18 protein-coding genes and 2 pseudogenes are annotated in these 19,424 nt (G+C 74.4%); 13 read left to right on the top strand and 7 right to left on the bottom strand.

Annotation, left to right across the window (positions count from 1 at the left end; all coding sequences use genetic code 11):
- Nucleotides 1-58: 58 nt before the first annotated feature.
- Complete coding sequence (locus Q3W71_RS30490) at nucleotides 59-274, top strand: DUF3072 domain-containing protein (protein WP_302922925.1); 216 nt, start codon at nucleotides 59-61, stop codon at nucleotides 272-274.
- Nucleotides 275-278: 4 nt separating this feature from the next.
- Here the strand turns inward: Q3W71_RS30490 and Q3W71_RS30485 are convergent, their stop codons facing one another.
- Complete coding sequence (locus Q3W71_RS30485; protein WP_302922924.1) at nucleotides 279-779, bottom strand: metallophosphoesterase; 501 nt, start codon at nucleotides 777-779, stop codon at nucleotides 279-281.
- Nucleotides 780-925: 146 nt separating this feature from the next.
- On the opposite strand from Q3W71_RS30485, the gene Q3W71_RS30480 reads away from it, so the two are divergent.
- From Q3W71_RS30480 to Q3W71_RS30465, 4 genes are all read left to right on the top strand, one after another.
- Nucleotides 926-2,284, top strand: coding sequence for a glycoside hydrolase family 6 protein (locus Q3W71_RS30480; RefSeq protein WP_302922923.1), 1,359 nt, complete (start codon nucleotides 926-928; stop codon nucleotides 2,282-2,284).
- Between the two features lie 256 nt (nucleotides 2,285-2,540).
- Nucleotides 2,541-3,122 (top strand): general stress protein, encoded by a 582-nt coding sequence (locus Q3W71_RS30475; RefSeq protein WP_302922922.1) that lies wholly within the window; start codon nucleotides 2,541-2,543, stop codon nucleotides 3,120-3,122.
- 249 nt (nucleotides 3,123-3,371) lie between these two features.
- Nucleotides 3,372-3,860 (top strand): MarR family winged helix-turn-helix transcriptional regulator, encoded by a 489-nt coding sequence (locus tag Q3W71_RS30470; protein WP_302922921.1) that lies wholly within the window; start codon nucleotides 3,372-3,374, stop codon nucleotides 3,858-3,860.
- An 11-nt stretch (nucleotides 3,861-3,871) separates the two neighbouring features.
- Nucleotides 3,872-4,858: a pirin family protein gene (locus tag Q3W71_RS30465; RefSeq protein ID WP_302922920.1), complete on the top strand. Its 987-nt coding sequence runs from the start codon at nucleotides 3,872-3,874 to the stop codon at nucleotides 4,856-4,858.
- A gap of 68 nt (nucleotides 4,859-4,926) precedes the next feature.
- Here the strand turns inward: Q3W71_RS30465 and Q3W71_RS30460 are convergent, their stop codons facing one another.
- Nucleotides 4,927-5,055 carry a hypothetical protein gene (locus Q3W71_RS30460; protein ID WP_302922919.1) on the bottom strand — a complete coding sequence of 43 codons (129 nt, stop codon included), beginning with the start codon at nucleotides 5,053-5,055 and terminating at the stop codon, nucleotides 4,927-4,929.
- 142 nt (nucleotides 5,056-5,197) lie between these two features.
- Between Q3W71_RS30460 and Q3W71_RS30455 the strand changes: the two genes are divergently transcribed.
- The gene (locus tag Q3W71_RS30455; protein WP_302922918.1) at nucleotides 5,198-6,787 is read left to right on the top strand and encodes a phospholipase D-like domain-containing protein; all 1,590 of its coding nucleotides are present in this window, start codon (nucleotides 5,198-5,200) and stop codon (nucleotides 6,785-6,787) included.
- Here Q3W71_RS30455 and Q3W71_RS30450 read toward each other — a convergent pair.
- Nucleotides 6,736-7,533, bottom strand: coding sequence for a hypothetical protein (locus Q3W71_RS30450; protein WP_302922917.1), 798 nt, complete (start codon nucleotides 7,531-7,533; stop codon nucleotides 6,736-6,738). The genes Q3W71_RS30455 and Q3W71_RS30450 overlap by 52 nt on opposite strands.
- A 378-nt stretch (nucleotides 7,534-7,911) precedes the next feature.
- Here Q3W71_RS30450 and Q3W71_RS30445 point away from each other — a divergent pair, with 378 nt between their 5' ends.
- On the top strand, nucleotides 7,912-8,733 hold the full coding sequence (locus Q3W71_RS30445) for a SigB/SigF/SigG family RNA polymerase sigma factor (RefSeq protein WP_088994961.1): 822 nt from the start codon (nucleotides 7,912-7,914) through the stop codon (nucleotides 8,731-8,733).
- 135 nt (nucleotides 8,734-8,868) lie between these two features.
- Here the strand turns inward: Q3W71_RS30445 and Q3W71_RS30440 are convergent.
- From Q3W71_RS30440 to Q3W71_RS30430, 3 genes and pseudogenes are all read right to left on the bottom strand, one after another.
- A pseudogene (locus Q3W71_RS30440) lies at nucleotides 8,869-9,054 on the bottom strand (N-acetyltransferase); the annotation flags it as partial.
- Between the two features lie 4 nt (nucleotides 9,055-9,058).
- Nucleotides 9,059-9,256: pseudogene (locus tag Q3W71_RS30435) on the bottom strand (hypothetical protein); the annotation flags it as partial.
- Nucleotides 9,257-9,476: 220 nt separating this feature from the next.
- A complete protein-coding gene (locus tag Q3W71_RS30430) occupies nucleotides 9,477-10,085 on the bottom strand; it encodes an ABATE domain-containing protein (RefSeq protein WP_302922950.1) in 609 nt (202 codons plus the stop codon).
- Between the two features lie 80 nt (nucleotides 10,086-10,165).
- Here Q3W71_RS30430 and Q3W71_RS30425 point away from each other — a divergent pair, with 80 nt between their 5' ends.
- From Q3W71_RS30425 to hrpB, 4 genes are all read left to right on the top strand, one after another.
- Nucleotides 10,166-10,960: an MBL fold metallo-hydrolase gene (locus Q3W71_RS30425; protein ID WP_302922949.1), complete on the top strand. Its 795-nt coding sequence runs from the start codon at nucleotides 10,166-10,168 to the stop codon at nucleotides 10,958-10,960.
- 427 nt (nucleotides 10,961-11,387) lie between these two features.
- A complete protein-coding gene (locus tag Q3W71_RS30420; RefSeq protein ID WP_302922916.1) occupies nucleotides 11,388-12,230 on the top strand; it encodes a helix-turn-helix transcriptional regulator in 843 nt (280 codons plus the stop codon).
- Between the two features lie 43 nt (nucleotides 12,231-12,273).
- Nucleotides 12,274-12,474 (top strand): DUF397 domain-containing protein, encoded by a 201-nt coding sequence (locus Q3W71_RS30415; protein WP_302922915.1) that lies wholly within the window; start codon nucleotides 12,274-12,276, stop codon nucleotides 12,472-12,474.
- A gap of 28 nt (nucleotides 12,475-12,502) precedes the next feature.
- Nucleotides 12,503-15,070 carry an ATP-dependent helicase HrpB gene (gene hrpB, locus Q3W71_RS30410; protein WP_302922948.1) on the top strand — a complete coding sequence of 856 codons (2,568 nt, stop codon included), beginning with the start codon at nucleotides 12,503-12,505 and terminating at the stop codon, nucleotides 15,068-15,070.
- 40 nt (nucleotides 15,071-15,110) lie between these two features.
- Here hrpB and Q3W71_RS30405 read toward each other — a convergent pair whose 3' ends face one another.
- Nucleotides 15,111-15,836, bottom strand: a complete 726-nt coding sequence (locus tag Q3W71_RS30405; RefSeq protein ID WP_302922914.1) for a PP2C family serine/threonine-protein phosphatase — start codon at nucleotides 15,834-15,836, stop codon at nucleotides 15,111-15,113.
- A 220-nt stretch (nucleotides 15,837-16,056) separates the two neighbouring features.
- Here Q3W71_RS30405 and Q3W71_RS30400 point away from each other — a divergent pair, with 220 nt between their 5' ends.
- Both Q3W71_RS30400 and Q3W71_RS30395 read left to right on the top strand, forming a co-directional pair.
- Nucleotides 16,057-18,666: a glycoside hydrolase family 9 protein gene (locus Q3W71_RS30400; RefSeq protein ID WP_302922913.1), complete on the top strand. Its 2,610-nt coding sequence runs from the start codon at nucleotides 16,057-16,059 to the stop codon at nucleotides 18,664-18,666.
- Nucleotides 18,667-18,876: 210 nt separating this feature from the next.
- The gene (locus Q3W71_RS30395) at nucleotides 18,877-19,419 is read left to right on the top strand and encodes a GNAT family N-acetyltransferase (protein ID WP_302922912.1); all 543 of its coding nucleotides are present in this window, start codon (nucleotides 18,877-18,879) and stop codon (nucleotides 19,417-19,419) included.
- Nucleotides 19,420-19,424 lie beyond the last annotated feature (5 nt).

Below are 19,424 nucleotides of genomic sequence, written 5' to 3'. Positions count from 1 at the left end.
CGCATGAATCGCCGCCGGTCCGGGTATTGGCACGCCTGTTCGAAGGAAGGTGGAGATCATGACGGACCGCAGCAACGACCAGCCGGACCCGCGGGGCGCGATCAAGGACCCGGACGAGTGGGTCACCGGCGAGGAGCCGCCGACCGCGGCCCAGGAGTCCTACCTGTCCACACTGGCCCGGGAGGCCGACGCGGAGGTGCCGGAGGGGTTGACCAAGGCGGAGGCCTCGAAGCGGATCGACGAACTCCAGGCGGAGACCGGCCGGGGCCGGTGAGCCGTCACCGCGGTGGCAGGCGGTGCAGCTCGACCTCGTCGAGCCGCCCCGCCGCCACCCGGGCGGTCAGGTAGGTGGCGTACGGCTGGGCTCGGCGGTCGGTCGGCGACCCCGGGTTGAGCAGCCGCAGCCCGCCCGGGGCCACGGTGTCCCAGGGGATGTGCGAGTGCCCGAAGACCAGCAGGTCGCAGTCGGGGAACCGGGCGGCGCACCGCTGTTCGCGCCGGTCGCGCGGGCCGGTCTCGTGCACCACCGCCACCCGCAGCCCGGCCAGCTCCACCCGGGCGATCTCGGGCAGCCGGGCACGCAGCGGCGGACCGTCGTTGTTGCCGTACACCCCGACCAGCCGGCGGGACCGGGCCAGCATCGCGTCCAGCAGCGCCTCGTCCACCCAGTCGCCGGCGTGCAGCACCACGTCGGCGGCGTCGATCGCCGCCCAGAGGGGTGTCGGGAGGTCCTTCGCGCGCTTCGGCACGTGGGTGTCGGCGGTGATGACCAGGCGCATGACCGCATTGTCCCGGCTCGCCGGCGATCCCGCCGGGAGCGCGCGGGCAACCGGGTCTTCACACGGCGGCAATCAGCCCGTAGGTTGACGACCATCCATGGGAGCGCTTCCAGCGGCGCTCGTCGATCTACCTCGGGAGAGAGAACATGAGAAGCAGACCGGCGATCGCCGCGGCCGCCGCCGCGCTCACCGTCGCCGCCACCGTCGGCATCCTCCGGGCCCCGGCGGCGTCCGCGGCCGACTCGACCTTCTACGTCGACCCGGCCACCGCCGCGGCGGCCTGGGTCGCGGCCAACCCGGGCGACCCGCGCGCGGCGGTGATCCGGGACCGGATCGCGAACGTGCCACAGGGTCGCTGGTTCACCCGGACCAACACCTCGACCGTGCGCGGCGAGGTGGACGCCCTGGTCGGCGCGGCGGCCGCCGCCGGCAAGGTGCCGATCCTGGTGGTCTACAACATCCCGAACCGGGACTGCAGCGGGGCGAGCGGCGGCGGCGCCCCGGACCACGCCAGCTACCGGCAGTGGGTCGACCAGGTGGCGGCCGGGCTGGCCGGCCGCCCGGCCACCATCGTGCTGGAGCCGGACGTGCTGCCGCTGATGACCAACTGCCAGACCGCCGCCCAGCAGGCCGAGACGATGGCCTCGATGGCGTACGCCGGCAAGCGGCTCAAGGCCGCCTCGGCCGCCGCCCGGGTCTACTTCGACACCGGCCACTCGGCCTGGCTCTCCCCCAGCGAGGCGGCCGCCCGACTCACCGGCGCGGACATCGCCAACAGCGCGGACGGCATCTCGCTCAACGTCTCCAACTACCGCCGCACCGCCGACGAGGTCGCGTACGCCAAGGCGGTCATCGCGGCCACCGGGGTGTCCCGGCTCAAGGCGGTCATCGACACCAGCCGCAACGGCAACGGCCCGGCCGGCTCGGAGTGGTGCGACCCGGCGGGCCGGGCGATCGGCACGCCGAGCACCACCGCCACCGGCGACCCGGCGATCGACGCGTTCCTCTGGGTGAAGCTGCCCGGCGAGGCCGACGGCTGCATCGCCCCGGCCGGCCAGTTCGTGCCGCAGCGGGCGTACGACCTGGCCATCGCCGCCGGACCCACCACCGCACCGCCCACCACCACGCCACCCACCACCACGCCGCCGAGCACCCCTCCCCCGACCACGACCCCGCCGACCACCCCGCCGGCCGGTGGCTGCGCCGTGACGTACACGCCGAACTCCTGGCCCGGCGGGTTCACCGCCGAGCTGCGGCTGACCAACCACGGCGCCGCCCGAACCGGCTGGACGCTCACCTTCACCGTCGGCACCGGGGTGCGGCTGAGCAACGGCTGGAACGGCGAGTGGAGCCAGTCCGGCGATCGGCTCACCGTCCGCAACGCCGCCTGGAACGCCAGCCTGCCCGCCGGCGGCACCGTCACCCTCGGCTTCCAGGGCACGTACTCCGGCGGCACGCTGCCCGCGCCGGGCGGCTTCGCGCTCGACGGCACCGCCTGCTCCTGACCGCTCGCCGCACGCCGGCCGGGCCCGCCACCGGGCCCGGCCGGCCCCGCCCGTACCGCACGGCCGGTCCCGCCCCGGCACCCCCTGACGGCTGGTCCGCACGTTTCGGGTGCATCCATTGTCGCTGGAACGACAACGGATGCACCCGGTCCGCTCACCGGACCCGGCGTCCGGGCCCCCGCCGCACTCCGTGACCGGGTCGGCGTTACCGGCGCTGGCTGCGGGGAACGTAGCGGGCTGACGAAGGAGGACGCTCATGACCAATCCGACCTCGGCCTGGCGTCCCGGGATGCCGGGCGGTGACACCCTGCCCACCGGGCCGGCGGGCCGGCTGGCGGCGCCCAGCGGCGACGGACACGGGCCGGAGACGGGCCCACCCACCGTGACGATCGGCTCGTATCCGGACTATCCGTCCGCCCAGCGGGTGGTGGACTACCTGGCGGACAACCGGTTCCCGGTGGAGCACACCGCCATCGTGGGCACCAACCTCACCCTGGTCGAGACGGTGCTGGGCCGGATGACCACCGGCCGGGCCGCGCTGGTCGGCGCCGGCACCGGGGCCTGGTTCGGGCTGTTCATCGGGCTGCTCTTCGGCATCTTCACGGTGGGCAACTGGCTCGCGGTGATCCTGGTCGGGCTGGTGATCGGGGCCATCTGGGGCGCGGTCTTCGGCGCGGTGGCGCACGCGATGACCGGCGGCCAGCGGGACTTCACCTCGGCCAGTTCCCTGCGCGCGGGCCAGTACGCGGTCATCGTCGACGTCCAGTTCGCCGAGCAGGCCCGGCAGTTGCTGGGCCGGATGCACCTGACCGGGGGACGCCAGCAACCGGCCACCTGAGCCCCACGGACGACACCGACGGCCCCGGGACACAACCCGGGGCCGTCGCCGTGTGTCGAACCGGCGGGCAACGTGCCGAGCGGGCGGGTCAGGGGCCGGTGGCCCAGCCGGCGAGGACGGCCGGCCCGCCGCGCCCTCCCGAGCCAGTTCTTCAAAGCTGCACTACCGAGTCTTCGCGACCTATCGACCCACCACTGCCTTCCACCTGAGGGCACTAGTCAAAATTTGAAAGAGTGCTACTCTGGTGGCGTGACCGAGAGCCTGGACCAGACCCGCCTCGCCGCCTGGCGGGCGTACATCGAGGCCAGCCAGCGGCTGTTCACCCAGCTGGAGGACGACCTGCGCGCCGACAGCGAGTTGAGCTTCGCCGACTACCACGTTCTGGTGCTGCTCTCCGAGGCGCCGGGGCAGCGGCTGCGGATGGGCGACCTGGCCAGCCGGCTGGTCTTCTCGCCGAGCCGGCTGACGTACCAGATCTCGTCCATGCAGAAGCGCGGCCTGGTGGCCCGGCAGCCCTGTCCGGACGACCGGCGCGGCAGCGAGGCGGTGCTCACCGCCGCCGGGCTGCTCACCCTGCGCGAGGCCGCCCCGCACCACCTGAAGTCCGTCCGCACCCACCTGATGGACGACCTCGACGACGCCGAGGTCGCCTGCCTCACCCGGGTCTTCGATCGGCTCGGCCGGCGCCTGCGCGCCGGACGCGACGCGTCGACCACTCCCGGCGACAGCGACAGTTAAGGAGACCCGCGATGCCCGCCATCACCGTCGACAACGTGCTCGTCCTGCCCCGCCTGCCCCGGCTCGACGACTCCACCACCTTCCGGCCGGTCCGCCGGCTGACCACCGCGCCCAGCGGCTACGAGGGCGAGGGCTTCCCGGTCCGCCGGGCCTTCGCCGGGGTGCCGCTGAGCGAGCTGGACCCGTTCATCCACCTCGACCAGATGGGCGAGGTCGACTACGCCCCGGGCGAGCCGAAGGGCACGCCGTGGCACCCGCACCGCGGCTTCGAGACGGTGACGTACATCATCGACGGCGTCTTCGACCACCAGGACTCGCATGGTGGCGGCGGCACCATCACCGACGGCGACACCCAGTGGATGACCGCCGGCAGCGGGCTGCTGCACATCGAGGCTCCGCCGGAGCACCTGGTGGTCAGCGGCGGGCTGTTCCACGGCACCCAGCTCTGGGTCAACCTGCCCCGGGTGGCCAAGATGATCCCGCCCAAGTACCAGGACATCCGCGGCCGGGAGGCCGCCCTGCTGACCACGCCCGACGGCGGCGCGCTGATCCGGGTGATCGCGGGCGAGATCGCCGGCCACCGGGGGCCGGGCGCCACGCACACCCCGATCGCCGTCACGCACGTGACGGTCGAGCCGGGGGCGCGGGTCGACCTGCCCTGGCGGCCGGACTTCAACGCCCTGGTCTACGTGCTGGCCGGACGCGGCACGGTCGGCACGGACGCCCGCCCGGTGCACACCGGCCAACTGGCCGTGCACGGGCCGGGCGACGCGCTCCGGTTCACCGCGGACGCCCGGCAGGACAGCCACACCCCGGCGCTGGAGCTCTACATCATGGGCGGCGAGCCGATCCGGGAGCCGGTGGCGCACTACGGCCCGTTCGTGATGAACACCCGGGACGAGTTGATCCAGGCGGTCGAGGACTTCCAGGCCGGCCGGCTCGGCGTCATCCCGGCGCAGCGGCTGCCGCACACCGGGGGCCAGGGCCCCCGGCCCTGACCCCGCCGCTCGACTGAGCGCCCCGGCCCAGGCCGGGGCGCTCAGCGCCGTCGAGGGGTCCCCCGGGATCAGGACACGGCGAATATGCCGGCGACGCCGAGGATCACCATCACCAACACGGCCACCAGCGCCCCCCGCTCGCTCTCCACCGCCTGCTCGCGGTACTCGGTCGCGGAGTTCGTCGTCTCGCCGGGCATGGTGGGGCCTCCTCGGTGGTTTCGCGTCGTTTCGTCTCGGTGTGCCGGGGGCGGCCACCGGTCAGCACCGCGCTGCCGGCGTGCGGACCTCCGGCGGGGGTCCTACCGTGAGGACGTCGTCGACCTCGGGAGGGCTGGAGCGGTGACGCTGCGCGACTGGTTCCTCACCGCGCCGGAACGCGCCAACCCGGTGTCTGAGTTACCCGTCTGGACCAGTGGAAACCTTGCCGAGCCGTTGATTCACGGCGCGGCGTACTTCGACCGGCTGGTCGACGAGGTGGAGGCGCTCGACGCCGGCGACCACCTCTTCTTCACCGACTGGCGGGGCGACCCCGACCAGCGGCTGCGCCCGGACGGCCCGACCGTGGCCCAGCTGTTCGCCGGGGCCGCCCAGCGCGGGGTGGTCGTGAAGGGGCTGATCTGGCGGTCCCACCTCGACGCGCTGGCGTACAGCGAGGAGGAGAACCGCAACCTCAGCGAGGCGATCTCCGCGGCCGGCGGCGAGGTGCTGCTGGACCAGCGGGTCCGCCGGGGCGGGTCACACCACCAGAAGCTGGTGGTGCTCCGGCACCCCGGCGCGCCCGAGCGGGACGTGGCGTTCGCCGGCGGGATCGACCTGTGCCACAGCCGGCGGGACGACCTGGCGCACCGCGGCGACCCGCAGGCGGTACGGATGTCGGCCCGCTACGGCGACCGGCCGCCCTGGCACGACGTGCAGCTCGCGGTCCGCGGCCCGGCGGTCGGGGCGCTGGACCGGGTGTTCCGCGAGCGGTGGACCGACCCGATGCCGCTGGACTCGGAGAACCCGATGGCCTACCTGCGGGACCGGCTGCGCGGGGCGGACCTGCGCCCCGACCCGCTGCCCGAGCAGCCGGCCGACCCTCCGCCGCGTGGCCCGCACCACATCCAGGTGCTGCGCACCTACCCCGCCGTGCGGCCCCGGTACTCGTTCGCCCCGGACGGGGAGCGGACGGTGGCCCGCGGCTACACCAAGGCGGTCCACCGCGCCCGCCGGCTGATCTACCTGGAGGACCAGTACCTCTGGTCGCGCGAGGTGGCCGAGCTGTTCGCCGGGGCGCTGCGCGACAACCCGGACCTGCACCTGGTGGCGGTGGTGCCGCGGTACCCCGATGTGGACGGCCGGCTGGCGCTGCCGCCGAACACGGTCGGTCGGGAGCAGGCGCTGTCGCTGTGCGAGCGGGCCGCCCCGGACCGGGTGCACGTCTTCGACGTGGAGAACCACGCCGGCGTGCCGGTGTACGTGCACGCCAAGGTCTGCGTGGTCGACGACGTCTGGGCCAGCGTGGGCAGCGACAACTTCAACCGCCGGTCCTGGACGCACGACAGCGAGCTGTCCTGCGCGGTGCTCGACGAGACGCGCGACGAGCGGGCCCCGACCGACCCGGCCGGGCGGGGCGACGGGGCCCGGTTCTTCGCCCGCGAGCTGCGGTTGCGGCTGTGGCGTGAGCACCTGGACCGCGACCCGGACGGCGGCGAGGACGCCGACCTGCTCGACCCGGCCGACGCGGTCGCCGCGATCACCGCCGCCGCCGAGGCACTCCAGCGGTGGTACGACGGCGGCCGGGTGGGCCCCCGCCCGCCGGGCCGGCTGCGCCCGCACCGCCCGGAGCGGCTGCGCTGGTACACCCGCGCCTGGGCGCTGCCCGCGTACCGGCTGGTCTACGACCCGGACGGCAGGCCGCTGCGGGCGCGGCGGGCCGGCACCTGGTGAGCCGCCGGCGTGCGCTCGCCGCCGCGCTGCGGCTTCACCCGCTCCGCCGGTACGCCGACCGGCCCGGCGTGACCGCCCGGGTGGACGGTGAAGCCGCCGGGATAGGCGAACGAGGCGCGCGGCGCGTAGAAGCCGAAGCCGATGGTGAGCGGGTTCGCCGGGCGGAGCGCGTAGGTGGAGTGCCCGGGTTCGAGGAACTCCACCGACTCGATCAGGAACGGGGTGACCGGCTCGGCGACGTACGGGTACACCGAGCTGAGCAGTTGGCCGTCGCGGGCGGTGAGGTAACGGTGGTGCCCGCTGCTGATCACGCTGCCGGTCTCCCCCACCTGGCAGCGGGCCCGGATCACCGGCACCCCGTCGATCTCCGTCTCGGCGACCAGGCGGCCGCCGTGCACCTCGATGGTGGTCCGGCCGAGCGAGGTCGGGGCGCCCCGGGCGACCGCGTACTCGCGCACCCGGCGGCTGGAGGTGACGTAGTGGGTCCACCAGCCGCCGGCGTTCTCGCCGCCGGGGGCGTCCACCCCGCTCAGTGACACGCCGAGGTAGGTCAGCGAGTACGCCCCGAAGCCGGAGGTCTGGCTGTCGTCCTCGACCACGTACTGGTTCATGAAGACCTGCCGGTCCGGCTGCGCGCGCAGCCCCGGCGGCAGCAACGCGGCGACCGCGTCCGGATCGGCCGGCAGCCAGCTGAAGTAGAGCGTACGGCTGTTCACCACGAGCTGGGGAGCGGCTGGATCGAGCACGACGCCTCCGAACCGGACGATGTACAGGCGACGCTAGGCCGGTCCCGTCGATGGGACAAGGGCAGAAAGTCGACAATCCTGCCGACCTGTCGGATTCCCGGATGCCCGGTCGGCGGGTTCCGGGTGGGCCGGGCGGTCACGGGTGGCGGATGTCCGGGCGGCGGCGCGTGGGCCGTCCGAACCGGTAATCACCCTCACAATCACTCCTGATTCTGTCCGCTTCGCGCCCTTGATGACGGAAAATAACTTAAGTACATCGTACTTTCGGCTAGCTTTGGCCAAGCCGATCAGGCTAAGGTGAGTCGCGAACGGCCCATCTGAAGCTAAACCAAAGCGTCACGTCTCATATCCGCGGACGAGGTGCAGGGAGGACCACCCATGACCGCGCCAACGATCAGCGAGCAGGCGACGAGCGCACCGACGACCGAGAAGCTCGACCCGCGAGCGCTCACCGACAGCGCCGCCGACCTGCTGAACGCGATGGCCGCACTGCCCGCCAACCACCCGTCGCGCGCCGCGCTGCGCGACCGGGCTATCGAGGCCTGGCTGCCGCTGGCCAACCACCTCGCCCACCGCTACAGCGGGCGCGGCGAGCCCACCGACGACCTGGCGCAGACCGCCGCCGTCGGCCTCATCAAGGCCATCGACAAGTTCGACCCGTCCCGTGGCGTCGACTTCGCCGGCTACGCGATCCCCACCATCATCGGCGAGCTCAAGCGGCACTTCCGCGACCGCACCTGGGACATCCGGGTGCCGCGCCGCCTGCAGGAGCTGCGGCTGGCCATCTCCGACGCGAACAGCACGCTGCTGCAGACCCTCGGCCGCTCGCCGACGGTCGCCGACATCGCCGCCCACCTGAAGATCACCGAGGAAGAGGTGCTGGAGGGCCTGGAGGGCGCCCGCGCCTACAACGCGGTGTCGCTGTCCACCCCGACCGGCGACGGCGACCGCGCCACCGAACTGGGCGACATGCTCGGCGGCGAGGACGGCGAGTTCGAGCTGGCCGAGCTGCGGGTGGCCCTCGGCCCGGCGCTCGCCACCCTCGACGAGCGCGAGCAGAAGATCCTCACCCTGCGCTTCTACGGCAACCTGACCCAGTCGCAGATCGCCGAGCAGATCGGCGTCTCCCAGATGCACGTTTCCCGGCTGCTGGCTCGGGCGCTGACCAAGCTGCGTGGGCAGCTCGACGGCACCTACTGACGCCGGTGGTGGACGGTGGCCGGGTCGGCGGGCCCGGCCACCGTCGTGTCCGGCCACCCGGGCCGCCGGGCCACCCGACCCCGGCGGCCCGGTTCGGCCGGCCCTGCCCCAGGCGGCCTGGTCCTCGGTGGCGTGGACCAGGCCGTGCCGCATCGCGTGGTCGACCACGATCTCGAAGTCGCGCGCCAGCACGGCCCGCCGCCGGGCGTCGTCGGGCACCAGCCACCGGGTCGCGTCGAGCACCAGGAACGCCTCCGCGATCCGCCCGGCCATCAGCGCCGTCTCCGCCGGCCCCAACCGCCGCACGGCCACCTCGGCCACCCGGTCACCGCCGCACCGCCGTGCCGGGCTCGCCCGCCCCGGGCTCGCCCGCCCCGGCCACGTCGCCCGGCGCGGGCGCCACGACCGCCGCCGCGCTCTCCGCGCCCAGCCCGATCCGGACGTACGTCTCCGGCCGGCGCCGGCGCAGCAGCAGCGCCTGGAGCACGCCGCGCAGCGCGGCGGTCAGGTAGGTGACCGGGACTGGTTGACGCCGAGTTGCGTGAGCAGATCGGAATGGAGCCCGCCGGGGGCCAAAAGCGACCTGGAACGAACCGGTCCCGCCCCAGCGGGGACGACCGGCGCAGTACGCGGCGTTCTACGAGGGGCTGACATGGTCGAGGGAGTGGTCGACGACGCCCGGCTGCACACGTAGCCCCGAGGATAGCCACCGGCTTGGGGTAACCAGCCCGGGGAGGCGTTTGTCAGTCGGCCTTCGACTGGGTGCGTCGGGCGTAGGCGCGGGCGGCGCGGGCGCGGTCGCCGCAGCGGGTAGAGCACCAGTGGCGGCGGCCGCGGCGCAGCAGGTAGCGATTGCAGGGAGTGGAGTCGCAGGCGGTCAGGCAGCCGGAGTGGGGGCCGGTGAGGAGGTCGGCCGTACTGGCCGCGAGGGCCGCTAGGGCGTGCTCGAGAACCTCGTTGGTGGGGCACGGTGCCGCTCGGTAGGGGCCTTCTTTGTCGTTCCACAGCAGCAGAGCGGCCGTGGGAGCCCTGCTCAGTGCGTCATTAACGGCGGATAGAGCTGCGGGCAAGGGGGGAAGCCCGGCGACGTGGGCGGCGAGCAATGCCCTGACGTGTTCGCGCAGCGAGCGTAGCTGGGTCGCGCACATCTCCTGCACTCCGGCACCGGCCGGAGCGAGGCCGCGTTCTGTGAGCCAGTGATTCGTCGCCTCGGGAGTACCGAGGAGATCGATGAACTGCCCACCGGGTAGCGCGATGGCGCTGTTGACGAAGTCGAGAGCGAGGTACTGCTCCGCCCCCGGCGCGGACGGCAGCACAGGCTCGACAGTCCAGCCCTCTGTCATGGCTCTCATGGTACGGCTTGCGTTCATCCGTGAGGAGCTACTACCGTCACTTCACGGATAGCCAAGCCCCCATCCGTGAGGACTTTCCCGTGACTTCTGCCGACACCACCACTGAGCAGTTCTCCGTCCGCGTCTTCGGCGGCCCGACCGCCCTCTTTGAATACGGCGGGCTGAGGTTCCTCACCGACCCAACCTTCGACGCTCCCGGCGACTATTACGAATCAGGCCAGAGAATCCTGACCAAGACCGCGCCTCCCTCCGGCAGTTCCGCAGACCTCGGCCGCATCGACGTAGTCCTGCTCTCCCACGACGAGCACCCCGACAACCTCGACAACTCCGGCCGGGTCCTGCTCGCCGACGTTCCACTGACCCTCACCACGCCCGAGGGTGGGCGCCGCTTGGGGAATAGGGCCAAGGGGCTGGCGGACTGGGAGTCGATCGAGCTGGACCGCCCCGGCGGCGGCAGGATCACCGTGACGGGCGTACCCGCCATCCACGGACCCGGCGCTCGCGAGGATGTCGAACCGATCACCGGTCAGGTCGTCGGATTCGTCTTGACCGGGGAGGGCCTGCCCACGGTCTATGTCAGCGGCGACAACGCCTCGCTCGACGCCGTGAAGGAGATCGCGGAGCGCTTCGGGCCGGTGGACACCGCCATTCTCTTCGCCGGCGCTCCGCGCTTCCCCGGCGTCCTCTTCGACGGCGCGCTTATCGTCCTCGACAGCGCCCAGGCCGCCGAGGCTGCCAGGATCCTCGGCACTCGCCGGGTGGTCCCCGTCCACTACGACAGTTGGGCCCACTTCACCGAGGGCCGTGACGAACTGGTCACCGCCTTCACCGCCGCCGGGCTAGTTGATCGCCTGGACCTAGGCGACGTGCGCTGATCGAGGCGGGCCGGGCGTCGACATACCACGGCCGGAGCTATCGGCTCGGCCCGCCACAGCGCTCCTTCGCCTTCTCCCGTGTGGCCTAGACGCCGCCCGGCCTGGAGCGGCTGCTCGTCGACGCGCCGCCCCAGCTCACCCTGACGCCGCAGACGGCGGACATGCGGCAGGTGTCGGACTGGTTGATCCACTGGGGAGACCGAGGCCGGTCGCGGTCGGGTTGAGCCGCGCCTTGCCGCGAGAGTCGTTGTGGGCGACCAGGAAGAACTCGTCGGCGGTGAGCAACGGCCCTCCCGGGGTGTCCGTCCACAGTGCTCGCGATCCGGCAGAGGATGCGCCCGCCGCGAACCGCTTTGCAACTCCCGGATCCGGAGGTTGCACTCCGTACTGGCGCGACCTGCGGATCTTGTCGTGACAGACTCGGAGGGTGACCGCGAGCCCCACCGTCCGCCGCCGCCGTATCGCCCGGGAACTGCGCCAGTTGCGCGAGCGCGCGGGGATGACCCTGGACGTCGCCGCCCGGCAGCTGGACATGTCCAAGAGCAACCTGTCCCGGATCGAGACCGCCCAGATCGGCATCAAGCCGCGCGACGTGCGGGCCGCGCTGGCGCTCTACCGGGTCACCGGCGTGGACGCCGAGGGGCTCATCGAGATCGCCCGCGGCGCCCAGCAGCGCGGCTGGTGGCAGAAGTACAGCGACGTGCTGCCCGACTGGTTCGAGTTCTACGTCGGACTGGAGGCGGAGGCGGCGACGCTGCGGACGTACGAGGCCGAGGCGGTGCCCGGGCTGTTGCAGACCGAGGCGTACGCCCGGGAGGTCTACCGGCTCACCGCGGGCGAGGAGGGCATCGAGCGCAAGGTCGCCGCCCGGATGCACCGGCAGAACGTGCTGCACCGGGAGAACCCGGTCGAGCTGTCGGTGGTGCTGAACGAGGCGGTGCTGTGCCGGCCGGTCGGCGGGAACGCCGTGATGGCCGCCCAACTCGCCCACCTCGGCAGGATGGCTCGACTACCGAACGTGACGTTGCAGGTACTTCCGTTCACCGCCGGCGGGCACCCCGCGATGAACTCGCCGTACGTCGTGCTGACCTTTCCGGACACTGCCGACGACGCCGTGGTCTACCTGGAAAACCTCAGCACAGGGCTGGCTCTGGAGGAGGCCGCCCAGGTGCGCGGGTATAGCCTGGTGCACGAGGAGCTGTGCCGGATGGCACTGCCTCCGGCGGCGTCGTTGGCCCGCCTGGAGGAGGCTTCTCGTCACTTTGCGTGACCGCAATGGCTGCGGCACGCCGGCACAGACGAGGGGTACCGCGATGACCGCGCTCGACCTGACCCGGGCCCACTGGCGCACCAGCACGCGCAGCGTGGGCAACGGCAACTGCGTCGAGGTCGCCGCCGCCGACGGTCGGGTCGCCGTGCGGGACAGCAAGGACCGGGGCGGGCCGGTGCTGGCCTTCCCGCGGCCGGCCTGGCACGCCTTCCTCGCCGGCCTGCCCGGGGTACGCCGCGACTGACCCCGCGCCCGCGGTGCGAGACTGGGCCGTGCTCCGCGACGTCTCCCTCGACCTGCCGGTCCGGCCGGTGCTGCCGGAGCTGGTGGCCGCGCTGCGGGCGACCGGGGCCGGGGTGCTGGTGGCGCCGCCGGGCACCGGCAAGACCACGCTCGCCCCGCTGGCGGTGGCCGACGAGGTGCCCGGCCGGGTGCTGGTCGCCCAGCCGCGCCGGGTGGCCGCCCGGGCGGCGGCGCACCGGATGGCCGCGCTGCTCGGCGAGCGGGTCGGCGACCGGATCGGGTACGCGGTCCGCGGCGAGCGCCGGGTCGGCCCGCGCACCCGGGTCGAGGTGGTCACCACCGGGCTGCTGGTGCGCCGACTGCACCACGACCCGGAACTGGCCGGCACCGGCGTGGTGCTGCTCGACGAGTGCCACGAACGCCACCTCGACGCCGACCTGGCCCTCGCCTTCGCGGTCGAGGCGCGCGCCGCGCTCCGCCCGGACCTGTGGCTGCTGGCGATGTCCGCCACCCCGGAGGCGGACCGGTTCGCCGCGCTGCTCGGCGGCGAGGGCGGTCCCGCGCCGGTGGTCCGGGCGCCGGCGGCGCTGCACCCGGTGACCCGGATCTGGGCCCCGCCGCCCCGGCCGGTGACCGCGCCCGGCGCCGGCCCGGTCGACCGGGCGCTGCTCGACCACGTCGCGGCCACCGTCCGGCGGGCGCTGCGCGAGCGCGACGGGGACCTGCTGGTCTTCCTGCCCGGCGCGGGCGAGATCGCCGCCGTCACCGCCCGGCTGGCCGACCTGCGCGACGAGGTGGCGGTCCTGGCGCTGCACGGCCGGCAACGGGGCGCCGAGCAGGACGCCGCGCTGCGCCCGGCCGACCGGCGGCGGGTGGTGCTGGCGACCGCGGTGGCGGAGAGCAGCCTGACCGTGCCCGGGGTGCGGGTGGTGGTGGACGCCGGGCTGGCCCGGGTGGCCCGCACGGACCTGGCCCGCGGGCTCGGCGCGCTGGTCACCGTGCCGGTGTCCCGGGCGGCGGCCACCCAGCGGGCCGGCCGGGCCGGTCGGGAGGCGCCCGGATACGTCTACCGCTGCTGGTCGGCGGCCAGCCACGAACGGCTCGCCGCCCAGCCGGCGCCGGAGATCGCCACCGCCGACCTGACCGGGTTCGCCCTGGAGCTGGCCGCCTGGGGCCGGCCCGACGGCGCCGGGCTCGCCCTGCCCGACCCCCCACCGGCGGCCGCGCTCTCGGTGGCCCGGGACACCCTGGCCGCCCTCGGCGCGATCGACCCGGACGGCCGGATCACCGACCGGGGCCGGGCGATCGCCGCGGTCGGCACCCATCCCCGGCTGGCCCGGGCCCTGCTCGACGGCGCCGACCGGGTCGGTGCCGACCGGGCGGCCGAGGTGGTGGCGCTGCTCGCCGAGGACACCGTCGCCGGGCCGGGCGACGACCTGGCCGCCGCCTGGCGCCGGCTGCGCGCGGGCACCGATCCCGCTGCCACCGCCCGCTGGCGGGCCGAGGTACGCCGGCTGCGCGCCGCACTGCCCGCCGGGGCCGACGCCAGCGGCCGGACCGGCTCGGCGGGCGCCCGGCGCACCAGGGAGGCTGGCCCGGCCGGCCGGAACCGCCTGCCCGACGACCTGGCCGCCGGGCTGCTGGTCGGGCTGGCCCACCCGGAGCGGCTGGCCCGGGTGCGCCGGCCGGGCGGCTCGGCGTACCTGATGACCGGCGGCACCGCCGCGGAGCTGGCGCCCGGGTCGGCGCTGGCCGGATCCGGCTGGCTGGCGGTCGCCGTCGCGGACCGCTCCCCCGGCGCGCCGACCGCCCGGGTGCGGCTGGCCACCCCGCTGGACGAGGCGACCGCCCGGGAGGCGGCCGGCCCGCTGCTGCGCACCGAACGGGAGGTCGCCTGGTCCGGCACCGACGTGGTGGCCCGCGAGGTGGTCCGGCTCGGCGCGGTCGAGCTGGTCGAGCGGCCGCTGGCCCGGCCCGACCCGGCGGCGGTCACGGCGGCCCTGCTCACCGGGCTGCGCCGCACCGGCCTCGGCCTGCTGGACTGGACCCCGGCGGCGCGGGCGCTGCGCGAGCGGCTGGCGTTCCTGCGCCAGGCGCTCGGCCCGGACTGGCCGGAGGTGACCGACGAGGCGCTGCTGGCCGCCGCGCCCGACTGGCTCGGCCCGGAACTGGCCACCGCCCGGCGCCGGGCCGACCTGGCCCGGGTCGACGTCGCCGCGGCGCTGCGCCGGCTGCTGCCCTGGGCGCGGGCGGCCCGGCTGGACGAACTGGCCCCGGAACGGATCACCGTGCCGAGCGGCTCGCGGATCCGGGTCGACTACACCGACCCGGCCGCCCCGGTGCTCGCGGTCAAGCTCCAGGAGACCTTCGGCTGGCAGGACGCGCCGCGGGTGGCCGGCGGCCGGGTGCCGGTGCTGCTGCACCTGCTCTCGCCGGCCGGGCGGCCGGTGGCGGTCACCGCCGACCTCGCCTCCTTCTGGCGGTCCGGCTACCCGCGGGTGCGCGCCGAGTTGCGTGGCCGCTACCCGCGCCACCCGTGGCCGGAGGACCCGACCACGGCCGAGCCCACCCGGCGCACCACCCCGCGCCGCCGCTGAACGCACCGCCGTGCGGTCGGGGCGCCTGGTCCGCGCGCGCTCACTCCTCGACGACGTCGGCGATGACCACCGTGACGTTGTCCGGGCCGCCGGCGCGCAGCGCCAGGTCGATCAGCTTCCGCGCGCACTCCTCCCGGTCCGGTTGCTCGGCGAGCACCTCGGCGATGGTGTCCGGCCGGACCACGTTGGAGAGCCCGTCGCTGCACAGCAGCCAGCGGTCGCCGGCCCAGGGCACCATCGTGGCGTACGTCGGGGAGACCTCGTCGCCCTGCAACGCCTGGGTGACCACGGCCCGGCGGGGGTGGCTGCTGGCCTGGTCGGGGGTGATCAGGCCCTGGTCGACGAGCATCTGCACGTAGGTGTCGTCCCGGGTGATCTGCTTGAGCACCCCCTCCCGGAAGAGGTAGGCCCGGGAGTCGCCGACGTGGGCCAGGGCCAGGCAGCTGCCCGTCCGGGCGAAGAGCAGGGCGGTCAGTGTGGTGCCCATGCCCTGCCGCTCCGGGTCCTCGCTGACCGCCTGGCGGATCCGCGCGGTGGCCAGCTCGATGCCGCTCTGCAAGGCGGCCACCAGGGCGTCCTCCGGGGTCTCCACGTCCAGCGGAGCGACCGCGGCGATGGCGATCGCGCTGGCCAGGTCGCCGGCCGCCATCCCGCCCATGCCGTCGGCGACGGCGACCAGCCAGGCGCCGGCGTGCAGGGCGTCCTGGTTCCCGCTGCGGATCAGCCCACGGTCGCTCGTTCCGACGGAACGCAGCTTCAGGGTCATGGGAGGCAGCCTGCCAGGAGAAGGCCGCAGTTGTCTCTAGGAGATCAGGACGACGCGGGCGTGGCGCGGTGAATCTCACTGCCGGCGGGGGTGGTTCGCCATCCAGGTGGATCGATTGACACGACGGCCGGCGGCTGGAACCATCGAGCCCGACAATTGGGAGCGCTCCCAGGTCATCACCGCCGCACGCCCGTCCCCCGCCGTCCCGGAAGGACATCCCGTGACGCCATCCCGACGCCGCCTCGCGTTGCTCGCCGCGGCCACCCTGGCGCTGACCGGCGGCACCGCCGCCCCGGCCCAGGCCGATCCCCCGCCCGACGCCCCCGAACAGATCGACAACGGCGACTTCAGCGCCGGTGTCTCCCCGTGGTTCTCCTACGGCACCGGCCCGCTCGCGGTGACCGACGGCCGGCTCTGCACCACCGTCCCCGCCGGACTGGCCAACCCCTGGGACGCCGGCATCGGCCAGGACGGCGTGCCCCTGCTGGCCGGATCCGAGTACACCCTCGGCTTCGACATCTCCGCCACCCCCGGCACCCCGGTCACCGCCGTGCTGCAACTGGGCAGCGCCCCCTACACCACGTACGCCAGCGTGACCGCCACCGCCACCGGCACCGCCCAGCGGGTCGAGAAGACCTTCACCGCGCCGGCCGACAACCCGACCGCCCAGCTCATCTTCCAGGTGGGTGGCAGCGCCGACGAGCAGACGGTCTGCCTGGACGACGTGTCGCTGCGCGGCGGCGAGCCGCCCGAGCCGTACGAGCCGGACACCGGGCCGCGGGTCCGGGTCAACCAGGTCGGCTACCTGCCCGGCGGGCCGAAGCACGCCACCGTGGTCACCGAGGCGACCGACCCGCTGCCGTGGGAGCTGCGCTCCGCCGCCGGCACCGTGCTGGCCACCGGCAGCAGCACCCCGCGCGGGGTGGACGCCGCCTCCGGGCAGCGGGTGCAGACGGTGGACTTCTCCGCGTACCGCACGCCGGGGGCCGGGCTGACGCTGACCGTCGACGGCGAGACCAGCCACCCGTTCGACATCTCCGGCACCCTCTACGAGGCGCTGCGCGCCGACTCGCTCCAGTTCTTCTACGCCCAGCGCAGCGGCATCGCCATCGACGGCGACCTGATCGGCCCGGCGTACGCCCGCCCGGCCGGGCACCTGGGCGTGGCGCCCAACCAGGGCGACACCGACGTGCCCTGCCAGCCGGGCGTCTGCGAGCACCGGCTGGACGTGCGCGGCGGCTGGTACGACGCCGGCGACCACGGCAAGTACGTGGTCAACGGCGGCATCGCCACCTACCAGCTGCTGAACACCTTCGAGCGGACCAAGACCGCGCGCACCGCGGGCGGCGGCGCGGGACTCGCCGACGGCACCCTGCGGGTGCCCGAGCGCGGCAACGGCGTGCCGGACATCCTCGACGAGGCCCGCTGGGAACTGGAGTTCCTGCTGCGCATGCAGGTGCCCGCCGGCGAGCCGCTGGCCGGGATGGCCCACCACAAGGTGCACGACCGGAACTGGACCGGGCTGCCGCTGCTGCCGCACGACGACCCGCAGCCCCGTGAGCTGCACCCGCCGTCCACCGCGGCCACCCTCAACCTGGCCGCCACCGCCGCCCAGTGCGCCCGGCTCTACGCCCCGTACGACGCGGCCTTCGCCCGCCGCTGCGCGACCGCGGCGCGGACCGCGTACGCCGCCGCCAAGGCCAACCCGACCCGGTACGCCGACCCGCAGGACGGCAACGGGGGCGGCGCCTACAGCGACGGCGACGTCAGCGACGAGTTCTACTGGGCCGCGGTGGAGCTGTACCTGACCACCGGCGAGCAGCCCTACCTGGCCGACCTGACCGCGTCCCCGCACCACACCGGCGAGGTCTTCGGCGCCCAGGGCTTCGGCTGGGCGAGCACCGCCGCGCTCGGCCGGCTCGACCTGGCCACCGTGCCGAACGGGCTGCCCGCCGCCGACCTGGCCCGGGTACGCACCTCGGTGACCGCCGCCGCCGACTCCTACCTGGCCACCTCGAACGGCCAGGCGTACGGGCTGCCCATGCCCGGCGACCGGGGCAGCTACTTCTGGGGCGCGAACAGCAACATCATCAACAACGCGGTGGTGCTGGCCACCGCGTACGACCTGACCGGGGACGCGCGGTACCGCGACGGCGCGGTGCAGGCGATGGACTACATCCTCGGCCGCAACGCGCTGAACATCTCGTACGTGACCGGCTGGGGCGACCGGACGGCCCGCAACCAGCACAGCCGGATCTTCGCCAACCAGCTCGACCCGGCGCTGCCCAACCCGCCGGTCGGCTCCATCGCCGGTGGCGCGAACGCCAACCTGGAGGACCCGTTCGCCGCGCAACTGCTCGCCGGCTGCGCGCCGATGTTCTGCTACGTCGACGACATCAACTCGTACGCGACCAACGAGGTGGCGATCAACTGGAACTCGGCACTCGCCTGGATCGCCTCGTTCCTGGCCGACCAGGGCCACGCCGGGGCGGTGCCGGCCGCGACCTGCACGGCCACGTACACCAACTACGGGACGTGGCACGGCGGCACCGGCTTCACCGCCCAGGTGACCATCCGCAACACCGGCGCCACGGCGGTGCAGGGCTGGACCGCCCGGTTCGCCTTCACCGGTGACCAGAAGGTGCGGGAGGCGTGGCTGGCCACGGTGACCCAGTCCGGTGCCACGGTGACCGCCCGGAACGAGTCGTACAACGCCCGGATCAACCCGGGCGGCACGGTGACCTTCGGGTTCAACGCGGTGACCGGCGGCGGCGCCAACCCGGCGCCCGGCCTGATCACCGTCAACGGCGCCCCCTGCACCACCGGCTGACCCGCACCCTCACCACGCAGCGGTGGTGGCCCCACGCCCGGGGCCACCACCGCCCACCCGCACCCGCACCCGCACCCGAAGATCCGCGCAAATTCAGTGAAAGAGTGGCCTCCGGACGCCGGAAGGCCACTCTTTCACTGTTCGTGCGGGAAGGAGCCGCCGGGCGGGGCGGGTGGGGTGGGGAGATCGACGGGGATGGGGTGTAGGAGCATGGCGGGCATGATCGACGGGCAGGGTCTGACGGTGCGGCGGGGTGGGGCGGGGGACGCGGGGGCGGTGCTGCGGCTGCTCGACGACGCGACCGCGTGGCTGGTCGCCCGGGGCCGCACCGGCCAGTGGGGCACCGAGCCGGCCTCGACCGACCCCCGGCGCATCGCGCAGGCCGACGCCTGGGCCACCGGTGGCGGGCTGTGGCTGGCCGTGCTCGACGAGCGGCCGGTCGGCGCGCTGGTGGTGGGCGCGGCCACCGAGTACGTGCCGCCGGCCACCGAACCCGAGCTGTACGTCAACCTGCTGGTGACCGACCGGGCGCACGCCGGGCTGGGCATCGGTGGCCGGCTGCTGGCGCACGCCGCCGACCTGGCCCGGGAGCGCGGTGTGGGCCTGCTCCGGGTGGACTGCTACGCGGGCGACGACCGGGCCCTGGTCGGCTGGTACACCAGGCAGGGCTTCACCCCCACCGACCCGTTCACCGTCGAGCGCCCGGGGCGTCCGCCGTGGCCCGGGCAGGTCCTCGCCCGCCGGCTCGACTGACGGCC

Origin of the sequence: Micromonospora sp. C28SCA-DRY-2 (assembly GCF_030519475.1) — a bacterium.
GTDB lineage: Bacteria > Actinomycetota > Actinomycetes > Mycobacteriales > Micromonosporaceae > Micromonospora.
The sequence above is the reverse complement of the archived record's forward strand: the minus strand, read 5'-3'. Positions and strand labels throughout refer to the sequence as shown.

What these genes read in the sequence shown, in the direction of transcription:
- Q3W71_RS30490 (WP_302922925.1), top strand. Translation starts at nt 59, where the DNA reads ATGACGGACCGCAGCAACGACCAGCCGGACCCGCGGGGCGCGATCAAG.
- Q3W71_RS30485 (WP_302922924.1), bottom strand. Translation starts at nt 779, where the DNA reads ATGCGCCTGGTCATCACCGCCGACACCCACGTGCCGAAGCGCGCGAAG.
- Q3W71_RS30480 (WP_302922923.1), top strand. Translation starts at nt 926, where the DNA reads ATGAGAAGCAGACCGGCGATCGCCGCGGCCGCCGCCGCGCTCACCGTC.
- Q3W71_RS30475 (WP_302922922.1), top strand. Translation starts at nt 2,541, where the DNA reads ATGACCAATCCGACCTCGGCCTGGCGTCCCGGGATGCCGGGCGGTGAC.
- Q3W71_RS30465 (WP_302922920.1), top strand. Translation starts at nt 3,872, where the DNA reads ATGCCCGCCATCACCGTCGACAACGTGCTCGTCCTGCCCCGCCTGCCC.
- Q3W71_RS30460 (WP_302922919.1), bottom strand. Translation starts at nt 5,055, where the DNA reads ATGCCCGGCGAGACGACGAACTCCGCGACCGAGTACCGCGAGCAGGCG.
- Q3W71_RS30445 (WP_088994961.1), top strand. Translation starts at nt 7,912, where the DNA reads ATGACCGCGCCAACGATCAGCGAGCAGGCGACGAGCGCACCGACGACC.
- Q3W71_RS30430 (WP_302922950.1), bottom strand. Translation starts at nt 10,085, where the DNA reads ATGAGAGCCATGACAGAGGGCTGGACTGTCGAGCCTGTGCTGCCGTCC.
- Q3W71_RS30415 (WP_302922915.1), top strand. Translation starts at nt 12,274, where the DNA reads ATGACCGCGCTCGACCTGACCCGGGCCCACTGGCGCACCAGCACGCGC.
- Q3W71_RS30405 (WP_302922914.1), bottom strand. Translation starts at nt 15,836, where the DNA reads ATGACCCTGAAGCTGCGTTCCGTCGGAACGAGCGACCGTGGGCTGATC.
- Q3W71_RS30395 (WP_302922912.1), top strand. Translation starts at nt 18,877, where the DNA reads ATGGCGGGCATGATCGACGGGCAGGGTCTGACGGTGCGGCGGGGTGGG.